The organism is Pseudomonas frederiksbergensis (assembly GCF_003732705.1).
Lineage (GTDB): Bacteria > Pseudomonadota > Gammaproteobacteria > Pseudomonadales > Pseudomonadaceae > Aquipseudomonas > Aquipseudomonas frederiksbergensis_F.
The window spans coordinates 411,895-425,519 of sequence record NZ_MOBR01000040.1; the positions used below are offsets into that span (position 1 = coordinate 411,895).

General features: G+C 57.3%; 13 protein-coding genes. 8 read left to right on the forward strand and 5 right to left on the reverse strand.

The genetic code is table 11. From position 1 onward, the window contains the following. The first annotated feature begins 4 nt into the window (after positions 1 to 4). The 5 genes from BK667_RS27160 to BK667_RS27180 all read left to right on the forward strand — a co-directional run bounded on the left by BK667_RS27160 (position 5) and on the right by BK667_RS27180 (position 4,193). On the forward strand, positions 5 to 811 hold the full coding sequence (locus BK667_RS27160; RefSeq protein ID WP_123599423.1) for an alkaline phosphatase family protein: 807 nt from the start codon (positions 5 to 7) through the stop codon (positions 809 to 811). Continuing rightward, complete coding sequence (locus tag BK667_RS27165; protein ID WP_123510684.1) at positions 808 to 1,653, forward strand: ABC transporter permease; 846 nt, start codon at positions 808 to 810, stop codon at positions 1,651 to 1,653. The genes BK667_RS27160 and BK667_RS27165 overlap by 4 nt, the downstream gene beginning before the upstream one ends. Then, on the forward strand, positions 1,640 to 2,440 hold the full coding sequence (locus BK667_RS27170) for an ABC transporter permease (protein ID WP_054049589.1): 801 nt from the start codon (positions 1,640 to 1,642) through the stop codon (positions 2,438 to 2,440). The genes BK667_RS27165 and BK667_RS27170 overlap by 14 nt, the downstream gene beginning before the upstream one ends. Further along, the gene (locus BK667_RS27175; RefSeq protein ID WP_123510680.1) at positions 2,437 to 3,426 is read left to right on the forward strand and encodes an ABC transporter ATP-binding protein; all 990 of its coding nucleotides are present in this window, start codon (positions 2,437 to 2,439) and stop codon (positions 3,424 to 3,426) included. The genes BK667_RS27170 and BK667_RS27175 overlap by 4 nt, the downstream gene beginning before the upstream one ends. Positions 3,427 to 3,539: 113 nt before the next feature. Continuing rightward, entirely contained in the window at positions 3,540 to 4,193 is a 654-nt protein-coding gene (locus tag BK667_RS27180; RefSeq protein WP_123510678.1) for an HAD family hydrolase, read from the forward strand. A 133-nt stretch (positions 4,194 to 4,326) separates the two neighbouring features. Here BK667_RS27180 and BK667_RS27185 read toward each other — a convergent pair whose 3' ends face one another. Continuing rightward, positions 4,327 to 5,289: a zinc-binding dehydrogenase gene (locus BK667_RS27185; RefSeq protein WP_123599424.1), complete on the reverse strand. Its 963-nt coding sequence runs from the start codon at positions 5,287 to 5,289 to the stop codon at positions 4,327 to 4,329. Positions 5,290 to 5,429: 140 nt separating this feature from the next. Between BK667_RS27185 and BK667_RS27190 the strand changes: the two genes are divergently transcribed. Then, positions 5,430 to 7,511, forward strand: a complete 2,082-nt coding sequence (locus BK667_RS27190; RefSeq protein ID WP_185058281.1) for a carboxy terminal-processing peptidase — start codon at positions 5,430 to 5,432, stop codon at positions 7,509 to 7,511. Positions 7,512 to 7,646: 135 nt separating this feature from the next. After that, complete coding sequence (locus BK667_RS27195; RefSeq protein ID WP_123510672.1) at positions 7,647 to 9,437, forward strand: bifunctional diguanylate cyclase/phosphodiesterase; 1,791 nt, start codon at positions 7,647 to 7,649, stop codon at positions 9,435 to 9,437. Between the two features lie 253 nt (positions 9,438 to 9,690). Here the strand turns inward: BK667_RS27195 and BK667_RS27200 are convergent, their stop codons facing one another. Beyond that, positions 9,691 to 10,014 carry a hypothetical protein gene (locus tag BK667_RS27200; protein ID WP_123599426.1) on the reverse strand — a complete coding sequence of 108 codons (324 nt, stop codon included), beginning with the start codon at positions 10,012 to 10,014 and terminating at the stop codon, positions 9,691 to 9,693. A 668-nt stretch (positions 10,015 to 10,682) separates the two neighbouring features. On the opposite strand from BK667_RS27200, the gene BK667_RS27205 reads away from it, so the two are divergent. Further along, positions 10,683 to 11,177, forward strand: coding sequence for a cupin domain-containing protein (locus BK667_RS27205; RefSeq protein WP_123599427.1), 495 nt, complete (start codon positions 10,683 to 10,685; stop codon positions 11,175 to 11,177). A gap of 504 nt (positions 11,178 to 11,681) precedes the next feature. Here BK667_RS27205 and BK667_RS27210 read toward each other — a convergent pair. The 3 genes from BK667_RS27210 to BK667_RS27220 are packed head-to-tail and all read right to left on the reverse strand — an operon-like array spanning position 11,682 to position 13,621. Further along, positions 11,682 to 11,882: a hypothetical protein gene (locus BK667_RS27210; protein WP_123510666.1), complete on the reverse strand. Its 201-nt coding sequence runs from the start codon at positions 11,880 to 11,882 to the stop codon at positions 11,682 to 11,684. Between the two features lie 60 nt (positions 11,883 to 11,942). Beyond that, positions 11,943 to 12,536 carry an Sbal_3080 family lipoprotein gene (locus BK667_RS27215; RefSeq protein ID WP_123599428.1) on the reverse strand — a complete coding sequence of 198 codons (594 nt, stop codon included), beginning with the start codon at positions 12,534 to 12,536 and terminating at the stop codon, positions 11,943 to 11,945. A gap of 35 nt (positions 12,537 to 12,571) precedes the next feature. Continuing rightward, positions 12,572 to 13,621 (reverse strand): alpha/beta hydrolase family protein, encoded by a 1,050-nt coding sequence (locus tag BK667_RS27220; RefSeq protein ID WP_123599429.1) that lies wholly within the window; start codon positions 13,619 to 13,621, stop codon positions 12,572 to 12,574. Positions 13,622 to 13,625: the final 4 nt, after the last annotated feature.

Below are 13,625 nucleotides of genomic sequence, written 5' to 3' on the forward strand. Positions count from 1 at the left end.
CCCTATGAAGCACAACGTCATCCTTGTCGTGCTCGACGGCCTCAATTATGAAGTCGCGCGCCACGCCATGGGGCACCTGCAGGCTTACGTCGGCGCAGGACGCGCAGCGCTCTACAAACTGGAATGCGAACTGCCGGCCCTGTCCCGACCGCTGTATGAATGCATCCTGACCGGCGTTACGCCGATCGACAGCGGCATCGTCCACAACAACGTCTCGCGCCTGTCCAACCAGCGCAGCATCTATCACTACGCCCGCGACGCCGGCCTGACCACCGCTGCGGCGGCCTATCACTGGGTCAGCGAGTTGTACAACCGCTCACCGTTCGTGGAGGCTCGGGATCGTCACACTGACGACCCGACGCTGCCGATCCAGCACGGGCATTTCTACTGGAGCGATCATTACCCCGACTCGCACCTGTTCGCCGACGCGGAAAACCTGCGCCTGCGCCACGCGCCGAACTTTTTGTTGATACACCCCATGAACATCGACGACGCCGGGCACAAGCACGGCCTCGACACCCCGCAATACCGCAACAGCGCGCGCTTTGCCGATATCTTCCTCGCGGATTACCTGCAACGCTGGCTCGATGCCGGTTACCAGGTGCTGGTGACCGCCGATCACGGCATGAACAACGACCGCTCCCACAACGGCCTGTTGCCGGAAGAACGCGAAGTGCCGCTGTTCGTCCTCGGCGATGCCTTCAGCTTCGACGCCGGCGCCGCACCGAAACAGACGGAGATCTGCGGCACCGTCTGCGAACTGCTGGGTGTGGCCCACGACAAACCTGTGTGCCGGGAGCTGCTCAAGTGAATTCCATCATCCGCGGCAAATGGCTGGCAGCGTTATGCCTGGTGCCCTTCGCGCTGTTCTTTATCGTGTTCGAAATCGCCCCGCTAGTCTGGGTGATGATCAACAGCCTGCAATCGGAAGAGTTCGGCTGGGGCATCGAAAACTTCACCAAGATCTTCAGTTCGAAGTTCTATTTGCAGGCGATCCAGTACAGCCTTGAGATCAGTTTCTGGTCCAGCGTATTCGGGATCATCATCGCGGTGCTCGGCGCCTATTCCCTGCGCCGGGTCGACTCGAAACTGCGCAACTTCGTCAACGCCTTCGCCAACATGACCAGCAACTTTGCCGGCGTGCCTTTGGCCTTCGCCTTCATCATTCTGCTGGGCTTCAACGGCAGCTTCACGATCATGCTGAAGCAGGCCGGGATCATTCAGGATTTCAACCTGTACTCGAAAACCGGCCTGATCATTCTCTACACCTACTTCCAGATTCCCCTCGGCGTGCTGCTGCTCTACCCGGCCTTCGATGCGTTGCGCGAAGACTGGCGCGAGTCCGCCGAACTGCTCGGTGCCAGCGGCTGGCAATTCTGGCGACACATCGGTTTGCCGGTGCTGACCCCGGCGCTGCTCGGCACCTTCGTGATCCTGCTGGCTAACGCCCTCGGCGCCTACGCCACGGTGTATGCCCTGACCACCGGTAACTTCAACGTGCTGCCGATCCGCATCGCGGCGATGGTCTCCGGCGACATTTCCCTCGATCCGAACCTGGCCAGTGCCTTGGCCGTGGTGCTGGTGGCGTTGATGACCCTGGTGACCATCGTGCATCAGTTGCTGTTGAAGAGGAGCTACCATGTCTCGCGCTGAATTAGGGCCAGTCGGTGTCTACCACCGGGTCGTGGTGTATCTGCTGTTTGCCATTCTGTTGCTGCCGCTCGCCGGCACGCTGATCTACTCGATTGCCAGCAGTTGGTCGGCGACCATCCTGCCCAGCGGCTTTACCTTCAAATGGTATGTGCAACTGTGGAGCGATCCGCGCTTTCTGCATGCTTTCGGGCAGTCGCTGCTGGTGTGCGTCGGCGCGCTGATTCTGTCGGTGGTGCTGATTCTGCCGCTGCTGTTCGTGGTGCATTACCACTTCCCGAAACTCGACGCCTTGATGAACATCCTGATCCTGCTGCCCTTCGCGGTGCCGCCGGTGGTGTCGTCGGTGGGGTTGCTGCAACTCTACGGTTCCGGGCCGTTTGCGATGGTGGGGACGCCGTGGATCCTGATCGGTTGCTACTTCACCGTGGCGCTGCCGTTCATGTACCGGGCGATCACCAACAACCTGCAAGCGATCAACCTGCGCGACCTGATGGACGCCGCCCAACTGCTCGGTGCCAGCACCTTTCAAGCGGCGTTCCTGGTGGTGCTGCCGAACCTGCGCAAAGGCTTGATGGTGGCGTTGCTGCTGTCGTTCTCGTTCCTGTTCGGCGAGTTCGTGTTCGCCAACATCCTCGTCGGCACCCGCTACGAAACCCTGCAGGTCTACCTCAACAACATGCGTAACAGCAGCGGCCATTTCACCAGTGCGCTGGTGATTTCCTACTTCTTCTTTGTGCTGGTTCTGACCTGGGCGGCCAATATCTTGAACAAGGACAAAAGCGAATGAGCTATGTCAGCGTCCAACACCTTCAGAAAAACTACGCAGGCACCACGGTGTTCAGCGACATCAACTGCGAGATCCAGAAGGGCGAATTCGTCACCCTCCTCGGCCCGTCCGGTTGCGGCAAGTCCACCCTGCTGCGTTGCATCGCGGGGCTGACCTCAGTGGATGGCGGCAAAATCCTGCTCGATGGCGTCGATATCGTGCCGCTGAGCCCGCAGAAACGCGGAATCGGCATGGTATTCCAGAGCTACGCGCTGTTCCCGAACATGACCGTGGAGCAGAACGTCGCCTTCGGTTTGCGCATGCAAAAGGTCAATGCCGACGACAGCCACAAGCGCGTCGCCGAAGTGCTGAAACTGGTGGAGCTGAACGACTTCGCCGCGCGTTATCCGCATCAACTTTCCGGCGGCCAATGCCAGCGGGTGGCCCTGGCCCGTTCGCTGGTTACCCGTCCACGGCTGTTGTTGCTGGATGAACCGTTGTCGGCCCTGGATGCGCGGATTCGCAAACACCTGCGCGAACAGATCCGTGCGATCCAGCGCGAACTGGGCCTGACCACAATCTTCGTCACACACGATCAGGAAGAAGCCCTGACCATGTCTGACCGGATTTTCCTGATGAATCAGGGAAAGATCGTACAAAGCGGCGATGCCGAGACCCTTTACACCGCGCCGGTGGATGTGTTCGCCGCCGGTTTCATCGGCAACTACAATCTGCTGGACGCCGACGCCGCCTCGAAGCTGCTGCAACGACCTGTTACCCATCGCATCGCGATTCGCCCGGAAGCCATCGAACTGAGCCTCAACGGCGAACTCGATGCGCAGATCCGCAGCCACAGCCTGTTGGGTAACGTGATTCGCTACCGGGTCGAAGCCCGGGGCGTGGAACTGGTGGTGGATGTGCTCAACCGCTCGGCGGCCGATCTGCACCCCGATGGTCAGCGCCTGGCACTTTCCATCGATCCGACGGCCCTGTGTGAGGTGGCTTGAGCAGCGGCAAGCTTCAAGCTGCCAGCTTCAAGTTGTAGACTGCTGACCACCTAAATTCACGCTTGCAGCTTCAAGCTTGTCGCTTGAAGCTGTTCTCGAAGAGAACCGCCCTAATGGCTTTGGCAATTTTTGATCTGGACGAAACCCTGATCCACGGCGACTGCGCCACCCTCTGGAGCGAGCAGATGGGCCGCTTGGGCTGGGTCGATCCTGAATCGTTCATGCGGCAGAACAACGAACTGATGGACGCCTACAGTCACGGCAAACTGCGGATGGAGGACTACATGACCTTCAGCCTGGAACCGATGATCGGCCGCACCCCGGAGGAGGTCGACCACTTGGTAGGCCCATGGGTCGAAGATTTCATCGAACCGATTATCTTCAGCGACGCCACCAAAACCATCGCCGCCCACCGCAAGGCTGGCGACCGGATCCTAGTGATCTCGGCGTCGGGCACGCACCTGGTCCGACCGATTGCCGATCGCCTCGGCATCGACGAAATTCTCGGCATCGAACTGGAAGTGGCCCATGGTGTTTACAGCGGTCACACCGTCGGCACGTTGACCTACCGCGAAGGCAAGATCACCCGGTTGCTGGAGTGGCTGGATGCCGAAGAGGAAAACCTCGAAGGCGCGAGTTTCTACTCGGACTCACGCAATGACTTGCCGTTGTTGCTGAAGGTGGACTTCCCGCACGTGGTGAACCCGGATCCGGTGTTGCTGGAACATGCCGAAAAGGCAGGCTGGCCGATCCACCTCTGGAAATAAACTCCACCTGATCGTTCCCACGCTCTGCGTGGGAATGCATCAATGGACGCTCTGCGTCCGATTTGGGACGCAGAGCGTCCCGGGCTGCATTCCCACGCGGAGCGTGGGAACGATCATTGTGTGGCCCAGTGAATCAGGTCAGGCTTTCGTCGATCACCAACACCAACTTCCCCGCCACCGTGTTACTCGCCAATTGCGCAAACGCCGCTTCGGCATCCTTGATCGGGAATGCCTTGGCCAACTGCGGCTTCAACCGCCCTTCCGCAAACAACGGCCACACATGCTGGCTCAGATCGCTGAACACATCCGCCTTGAACTGATCATCCCGGCTGCGCAACGTCGATCCCAGGAACTGCACGCGTTTACCCAACACCTGCGCCAGATCCAGTTTCGCCTCACGCCCGCCCATCAAACCGATCAATACCCAGCGACCATCCAGGGCCATCAGCTTGAGATTCAGCGCCGCGTAATTGCCGCCCACCGGATCCAGGATCACATTGAACGGCCCCAGGTCATTCAAGCTTTCCAGATCCCCGGTGCGCACCACCCCACCTTGGGCCCCGAGGGCTTCGCAGTACGCCAAACGCTCGGCGGACCCGACGCTGACCCAGCACGGGCTGCCGAACGCCTTGCACAACTGAATGGCGGCTGAACCGATTCCACTGGCGCCGGCATGCAGCAGAACTTTCTCACCGGGTTTGAGGCCGGCCAGATGAAATAAATTTAACCAAACAGTCGCATACACCTCAGGCAATGCCGCCGCCTCGGCCAACGACAAACCTTCGGGCACCGGCAGCACATGCCGTCCGTCGACAACCACCTCTTCGGCCATCCCGCCCCCGGCCAGCAAGGCGCAAACCCGGTCTCCCACCTGCCAGGACGAGCCCGGACCGACCTCGCTGATCACCCCCGAACACTCAAGACCCAGTACCTGACTGGCTCCCGGCGGGGGCGGATAAAGGCCTGCCTTCTGTAACAAATCAGCGCGATTGAGGCCCGCTGCCGCCACTCGAATGCGAACTTGTCCTACATCGCACGTAGGACTCGGCTCTTCAACCCACTCCACTTGACCGTCAACGCCTTGCAATGCTTTCACAGTGCCTCCATAGTGAGTCTGGACTGAGCCCGTAGCTGTAGCGCCGGGCTTTCTTGCATTATGTGACCGGCCCTTTGTGGAACCGGCGACTTCAAAGACGGCCTAATATGCGTGATCAATTGTCCCCGCGTCGAATCAGCATGAAGCAACTGTTTCCCAGCACCGCCCTAGCCCTATTTATCGGTATCGGCTTATTGCCGATGTCGAGCAATTCGTTTGCAGCCAATAGCTGGGACAACCTTCAGCCTGATCGTGACGAAGTGATCGCCAGCCTGAACGTGGTCGAGCTGCTCAAGCGCCACCACTACAGCAAGCCGCCGCTCGATGATGCGCGCTCCGTGATCATCTATGACAGCTACCTCAAGCTGCTGGATCCATCGCGCAGCTATTTCATGGCCAGCGACATTGCCGAATTCGACAAGTGGAAAACCCAGTTTGACGACTTCCTCAAAAGCGGCGACCTGAACGCCGGGTTCACCATCTACAAGCGCTACCTGGACCGCGTCAAAGCGCGTCTGGACTTCGCCCTTGCAGAGCTGAACAAAGGCGTCGACAAGATCGACTTCACCACCAAGGAAACCTTGCTGATCGATCGCAAGGACGCTCCGTGGCTCAAGTCCACCGCAGAACTGGACGACCTGTGGCGCAAACGCGTCAAGGACGAAGTGCTGCGCCAGAAGATCGCCGGCAAGGATTCCAAGCAGATCCAGGAAACCCTGACCAAGCGCTACAAGAACCAGTTGGCGCGCCTGGACCAGACCCGTCCGGAAGACATCTTCCAGGCGTACATCAACACCTTCGCCATGTCCTACGACCCGCACACCAACTATCTGTCGCCGGATAACGCGGAAAACTTCGACATCAACATGAGCCTGTCCCTCGAGGGCATCGGTGCCGTGTTGCAGAGCGATAACGATCAGGTCAAAGTCGTGCGCCTGGTGCCGGCAGGCCCGGCCGACAAGACCAAAATGGTTGCCCCGGCCGACAAGATCATCGGCGTGGCCCAGGCCAACAAAGAGATGGTCGATGTGGTCGGCTGGCGCCTGGACGAAGTAGTCAAGCTGATCCGCGGCCCGAAAGGCACCGTGGTGCGCCTGGAAGTGATTCCGGCCAGCAATGCGCCGAACGACCAGACCAGCAAAATCGTGCCGATCACCCGTGAAGCGGTGAAGCTTGAAGATCAGGCCGTTAAAAAGTCGATCCTCAGCCTCAAACAGGACGGCAAGGACTACAAGCTCGGCGTCATCGAGATCCCGGCCTTCTACCTGGACTTCAAGGCGTTCCGCGCTGGCGATCCGGACTACAAGAGCACCACTCGCGACGTCAAGAAACTGCTGACCGAGTTGCAGAAAGACAAAGTTGACGGCGTGGTCATCGACCTGCGCAACAACGGTGGCGGCTCCTTGCAGGAAGCCACCGAGCTGACCAGTCTGTTCATCGACAAAGGTCCGACTGTGCTCGTGCGTAATGCCGATGGCCGGGTCGATGTGCTGGAAGATGAAAACCCGGGCGCCTTCTACAAAGGCCCGATGGCGTTGCTGGTCAACCGCTTGTCAGCCTCGGCTTCGGAGATCTTCGCCGGCGCCATGCAGGACTACCACCGCGCGTTGATCGTCGGTGGCCAGACCTTCGGCAAAGGCACCGTGCAGACCATTCAGCCGCTGAACCATGGCGAACTGAAACTGACCCTGGCCAAGTTCTACCGGGTATCCGGCCAGAGCACCCAGCATCAGGGCGTACTGCCGGACGTGGATTTCCCGTCGATCATCGACACCAAGGAAATCGGCGAAAGCGCGCTGCCGGAAGCCATGCCGTGGGACACCATCAAGGCCTCGATCAAACCGGCGACCGACCCGTTCAAGCCTTACATCGCCGAGCTCAAGTCCGAGCACGACGTGCGTTCGGCCAAAGACGCGGAGTTCGTGTTTATCCGCGACAAGTTGGCCCTGGCCCAGAAGCTGATGGAAGAAAAAACCGTCAGCCTCAACGAAGCCGATCGTCGCAAGCAACACACCGACATCGAAGCCAAGCAACTGGTCATGGAAAACATCCGTCGCAAGGCCAAGGGCGAAGAACCGCTCAAAGAGCTGAAGAAAGAAGACGAAGATGCTATCGCGGCCGAACCGGACAAAATCAAACCGGAAGACGATGCCTACCTGAGCGAAACCGGGCGGGTGCTGCTGGATTACCTGAAACTGAGCAACCAGGTGGCCAAGCATTAAGATGATGGCAATTTAATGCTGACGCTCCCCGGAGCGTCATCAAACAGTCATCATTCTGTCGTGAAATACAGGACTGGGAGCGCCTCTTGAATCAAGAGTCCGCTCCCAGTCCTTTTTTTATCGCCAGAGATCGCCATGACCACGACCGAACAGCTGAGTGCCTTGAGTTCAATTCTGGCTCAAAGCGGTTTGCACAGTCTGTTCCAGCCGATCATTTCCCTCTCTGAACGACGAATCATTGGCTACGAAGCCCTGAGCCGTGGCCCCTCCAACAGCCCGCTGCACTCCCCCATCGCCCTGTTCGCCGTGGCCCGCCAGGCCGGACGCCTCAGCGAACTGGAAATCGCCTGCCGCCAGAGCGCTTGCCGCCGGTTCAACGAACAGCAGCTACCCGGCAAGTTGTTCCTCAACGTGTCGCCGGAATCCCTGCTCGAAACCTCGCACCAACCGGGTCGCACCCTGCAACTGCTGCAAGACTTCGGTATCCCGCCGAGTCAGGTGGTGATCGAACTTACCGAACAAACCCCGACCGATGATTTTCAGTTGCTGCAAAACGCGTTGCATCACTATCGGGCGATGGGGTTTTCCATTGCGCTGGACGATCTCGGCGCTGGCTATTCGAGTTTGCGACTGTGGTCCGAGCTGCGGCCGGATTACGTGAAGATTGATCGACACTTTATCGACGGCATCCACCAGGACGCGCTCAAGCGTGAATTCGTCGGTTCAATCCTGCAAATCGCCAAGGCCTCCCGCGCTTTAGTGATCGCCGAAGGTATCGAGTTGCCGGAAGAGCTCGCCGTATTGACCGAGATGGGCGTCGATCTGGTGCAAGGCTATCTGCTCTGCCGCCCCCAGGAACATCCGCCACGGGACGCGCGCGCGCTGATGCCCAAACACGACAACACCACAGTGGCGCTGAACGACGAAGCCAGCGACCTCAGCGCCCTGCTCAACGACCAACCCGCCGTGGCCCGCGACACCCCGACGGCGACCGTCCTGGAAGCCTTCCGCCGCCAGGCCAACCTCAACTCCCTGGCGGTGCTCGACGAACAAGGCCAACCTTGCGGCATCGTCCACCGCCATTCGCTCTCCGACGCGCTGCTCAAGCCCTTCGCCACCGACCTCTTCGCGCGCAAACCCATCAGCCGCCTGATGAACGACGACTTCCTGGCCGTCGAAATGAGCCAGTCCCTGCAACAAGTCAGCCGCCTCATCACCAGCCGCGCCCGACAACGCATCGAAGAAGACTTCATCATCACCCTCAACGGCGGTTACCTGGGCCTCGGCCGGGTCATCGACGTGCTCAAACTGATCACCGAACTGAAAATCCAACAAGCCCGCTACGCCAACCCGCTGACCCTGCTGCCCGGCAACGTCCCGATCCAGCAATGCCTGACCCGTCTGCTGCAACAAGCGCGGGAATCAGTGATCTGCTACGTGGATATCGACAGCTTCAAACCCTTCAACGACATTTACGGCTACGGGCGTGGGGATGAAGTCCTACTGTGCTTGGCGCAATGCCTGAACGACCGCGTCGATCCTTCCCGGGACTTTGTAGGACATATCGGCGGTGATGACTTTTTGCTGGTGCTTGGGCCGGAAGACTGGCGCAAACGTTTGAACCAGCTACTCGACGACTTCCACAGCCAATGCCGACGCTTCTACCGCGCCGAGCACCTGGAAGCCGGCTGCTTCATCGCACCCAACCGCCAGGGCGTGCGGCAGGAATTTCCGTTGCTTTCACTGTCCATCGGCGTGGTGCATCTGCATCCCGAGGCCTGTGCAGGGTTGGATGCGAGCCAATTGGCAGAAATGGCATCCCAAGCCAAACACCACGCGAAGAACGTGCCGGGGTATAGCGTGCACGTAATTGACACCCTCGCAGTGCCAGCCACCGAAGAAACCTTAGTGGCCGGCCACCGCTGATCTTTTGATCTGGCTTTTGCAGCGCCTGGACGATCCAGCCCCTCACCCTAACCCTCTCCCCAAAGGGGCGAGGGGACTGACCGCTTTGTTAGGGGAAAATACTGCGACCTGCGACTACGCGGTGCTCTTGGCTTGGCCAAACCAAGGTCACCTTGATCGTTCAGGTCGACGGCGGCCGGAAGAATACCGAGATCAGTCCCCTCGCCCCTCTGGGGAGAGGGTTAGGGAGAGGGGTGGATCTGAAGCCCTACCCCTACTCCGAAGACATCCCCCGCAACCGCCGCCCCAATACATCCAACACATCACACCCATCCCGCAACGGAATCGCGCAGAGCAAAGCAAAGTCACTAAGGATGAAGGACTCACAATCAATCGACCCACGCATGGACATGTTCTCCAGCACTTGGGTTACTGCGCGAATTCGGTAGTTGGCGGCGTCATACAAAACATCAAGCGGCGCGTGGGTGTCGACGAACAAGGTCGGCACGTCGTCGCAGTTGCTGGTGAGCGCCATGAAGCGGCTTTTGGGGTGGGGAGTTGGTTTTTCGTAGGGTGGATCGGGATGTAATGTTGTCATTTGAAAGCTCTTAAGGAAGGAATGAGAGCTGCCATCAGCCTTCCTACAGGCGTGGGTGGCAGCTATGCGCGGGGTAGGAATATCGAGTCCTTTAGAGCAATTCTCGACCACGCCGAAGCGTGCCCGCGCACAGCCGCCGAAACGGATCTTACGGACGCGTGTTAACGGCCGCAATCAAGTATCGACGCCAATGTAGCTCTAAAGATATTGAAGGGTTCCTACACCCTGTCACTGAATACACAGCGACCACCAAAGCCTACCGATTGGACGCATTGCGCACCAGTTCACCAAAACCGCCGCAACATGAAGGAAATTTCCGAAGACCTTGCCCGGAAATTTCGCTCAGTAAAAAGGCGAACGTGGCACAAGGTTTCACTGAAGCCTGGCTCGCAAATAAATCTGTCCCCCTTGATACGCTTGATATTAAAGATCACTTGCCTAAGACGAACAGTCAGTGTTGATCGCTGCAGAACAGTCGTCCTTTCAGCGTATTAATTACATTATGTATCAACTGAAATGCCTACTAATGCCATTATCAAAGACGCTGCACCCAACTATAGTGCGCCATATATCTGTTGCCAGCGGCAACTCGCCACATTTCGCCGCCAGATTTATCAGTAATGCGGGTGGCGATACCGGTCTGTTATTGCGTATCCAAGGTGACTTACATGATTCAAAGCATTATCAAAGCTGCTTGCTTGACCACGTTTTTTGTCGCAAGCGCCGCTGCGCCAATAGTCCAGGCACAACCCCTACCATTGGGAAATACCGGGGCCCTACACAATGAAGATGTGGAGTGGCGTAGCTTTCCAGCTTTCCCCAAAGAAGTGAAATTGTCTGTTCTGGTCGGAGATCCAAGTAAACCAGCACCCTACGTTGTGCGAGTTAAAGTCCCGAGCGGCACCAAACTAATGCCTCATACACACCCTGAAGATCGTATATACACCGTAATGTCGGGTGTGTTCTATATTGGCTTTGGTACTGTTTTTGATGCGACCAAGCTAGTTGCCTATGGCCCAGGTAGCGTAGTAGTACTTCCGGCCAATACTCCACATTTCCATTGGGCCAAATCGGGGGAGTATATCTCTCAAGTTTACGGAATAGGCCCGCTGGGCCTCGAATATATTGATAGCCATGACGATCCCCGTAATTCGTCGAAGTAAGTGAAGGGGACAGATTATTTATCCCGCAACCCTTTGATACTAAAGATCACTTGCCCAACGCTTCACTGGGCATACTGAGTGAATCCTTAATAGCAAATGGGACAGCAAATGGGACAGATTTATTTTCCTGCTAACGGTGCTATCAGGGTTGCTGCAGGTGCAAGTAATTTTGGCGACATAACAGAGCCGGCCGTATTTCGGTTCTCTAGTCATGTCGCGAGAATGGAAAAAGGATTGATCGCTGTAGTCCAACCCACTGATTCCTCCTTTTGTATTCTAGTAAAGCTCCACGAAATCTTCGACGAAGATATACTATTTCAATGGGAAGTACGCAATTGCAACTAGTGCGTATAGTTTCACGACACTGTAATCCAATCAGCTTTTTAGACATCCCTTTTTTGTCTGGACAACGATTTCAATACACTCAGTTCGCATTACCATAATGCTTGCCACCCGCGGAAAGAGAGGCAAGTCATATTGAACGGGTAGCCGGTTTTCTCCTGCTTAATCTTGAACCCCTTTAATTTTATCCAACCGCATGGCATTGCCCTGTCCGACTTGTGTAACGCTTTCAGTTTCGATGGTCTGAACAACGCGACCAGTCTCATCCTTGGTGACCTGAACGGACTTGGTGTAAGTCCCTTGCACGCAGCCGCTCATTGGCAGCACTAATGCGCACAAGATCAGTCCGAAAATACGATTCATAAAAACTCCTTATTTCATTTTAAAATAGCTTGTCGTGCGAAAAACTAATACCGTCCAGCGCTAGTCAGCCATGATCCGCTTATAACGCTTCTGGTATTCGTCATAGGAAAGGCCCTGATGTTCAAGCTGTTCAATCTGTTGCTGTCTGTAAGCTTCTTTTGTCATGAGTCCGGCACCGGCCCCGGAGTTTGGCTCTTTAACTCCCTTTAAGCCTGCAGCACCTTTTGGAAACAGCTGATCAGTCAGCTCTGTAATTTTTTTCTCAGCATTAATGAATTTATCTATTACCCGACCGCCACCCCAACGCGAGTCGTATTCAGCTTGGCCAACCTGCTGACCGTATTGATAGACGCGGATATCTGCATAGCTCATGTAAATAGCCAAGTCCCACGACCAAGTACCGATGTAAGTCGTCGAAAGAGGACAACTGGAGGGCGCGCTACCTGACGGGATTTGACGCGTATGGAATCCTTTACTTTTGAGTAGGTTTTCATAGGTAGTGTTGAATCCCTCTCGCAGTCCTTCCACAGGGATCAGACAAATCTCTGGCGCTATCTCGGAAGACAGCTCAGCAGGTGTCACGGTTTGCTTGATGCTGCAACCCGATGCCAAAAAAGTTGCCGCCAGGATAAAAGGGATATAAAGACTGCGCATGCAACCTCCTTGGCATGAATGAGGCATGGAAGGTATCACGGCTTTACATGGCTAAGCTGCATTGCCAGAAACTCATCAACAAACGAAGTTACCTGCCGCTGAATTACCTCCCTAGGCCTAGCACCCTCCCCATCCCCACAAATAATCCCATCCCCCGGCGCCGCCTCTTCAAGCATCGCCACCGCCCCAGGCTTGCACACCGCCATAAAACTAAAGTGACTGGCATCACTAATCTCAACATACCGCGTCGACGCCTGGGGCAAGCGTTTAACCAAATCGGCAGACTCCAACTGCGCAGGAAGTTCTTCCGATGGCACACCCGCCGCAATCACCAGCGTCGGCACCGGCAACTTCGCAAGGCTTTCATCGGTCATCCCACGCGACAGGCCCAGGTCCAACGAAACAACAGCTGTAATGCGTTTATCGCTCAAATCCGCAGCCAGCCGCGCCTTCGATGCCGGGGTGTTTGCGGGGTTGATCTGTTGGTAAACGATGCAACTGGCCAACTTCGGGTGGGCGATGCAGTCCTTGGCAAACCGGTCAGGATCAAACCGTGCGCCGGCGATTTCCAGGACGGTCCAGCCGCCGAGTGAATGGCCAACGGCTGCAATCCGCTGTTTCGCGACTACACCAAAGTGTTCTGGCTGTGCCGTGACTGCGTCGATGGCCCGGCTGAGGTCGGCAGGTCGTTGCCATAGTTGTGCGGCGGCTTGGGGGCTGCGGTCCCGGCTGGTGGTGCCGGGGTGGTTGACCGCCGCGACGATGTATCCCTTGTGGGCCAGTGCGCTGGCGAGCCATGTCTGGTTGATCCAACTCCCGCCGTTGCCGTGGGAAAGCACCACTAATGGATGCTCGCCAGCCGCCGGTGGCGCGTTGGGCACGGCGAGGGCGCCGACGAACACTGGGTTGTCGCCGAACAATTGCGGGGTGGCGGTGGTTGCGCTGGGGTACCAGACGACCATGTCCAGTGGGCGGTCGTTTTGCGGGTCTGGCAGCGTGGAGGACTGGAAGCCGATAGGGCTATCGTTAGCGAGTGCACTTGTGGTCAAGCAGATTAGAAACAGGGCGCCGAGAGCTGTTTTCAATGTT

Excerpts from the sequence above, each read along its gene's own strand:
- BK667_RS27160 (WP_123599423.1), top strand. The coding sequence starts at position 5 with ATGAAGCACAACGTCATCCTTGTCGTGCTCGACGGCCTCAATTATGAA.
- BK667_RS27170 (WP_054049589.1), top strand. The coding sequence starts at position 1,640 with ATGTCTCGCGCTGAATTAGGGCCAGTCGGTGTCTACCACCGGGTCGTG.
- BK667_RS27175 (WP_123510680.1), top strand. The coding sequence starts at position 2,437 with ATGAGCTATGTCAGCGTCCAACACCTTCAGAAAAACTACGCAGGCACC.
- BK667_RS27180 (WP_123510678.1), top strand. The coding sequence starts at position 3,540 with ATGGCTTTGGCAATTTTTGATCTGGACGAAACCCTGATCCACGGCGAC.
- BK667_RS27190 (WP_185058281.1), top strand. The coding sequence starts at position 5,430 with ATGAAGCAACTGTTTCCCAGCACCGCCCTAGCCCTATTTATCGGTATC.
- BK667_RS27195 (WP_123510672.1), top strand. The coding sequence starts at position 7,647 with ATGACCACGACCGAACAGCTGAGTGCCTTGAGTTCAATTCTGGCTCAA.
- BK667_RS27200 (WP_123599426.1), bottom strand. The coding sequence starts at position 10,014 with ATGACAACATTACATCCCGATCCACCCTACGAAAAACCAACTCCCCAC.
- BK667_RS27205 (WP_123599427.1), top strand. The coding sequence starts at position 10,683 with ATGATTCAAAGCATTATCAAAGCTGCTTGCTTGACCACGTTTTTTGTC.
- BK667_RS27210 (WP_123510666.1), bottom strand. The coding sequence starts at position 11,882 with ATGAATCGTATTTTCGGACTGATCTTGTGCGCATTAGTGCTGCCAATG.
- BK667_RS27215 (WP_123599428.1), bottom strand. The coding sequence starts at position 12,536 with ATGCGCAGTCTTTATATCCCTTTTATCCTGGCGGCAACTTTTTTGGCA.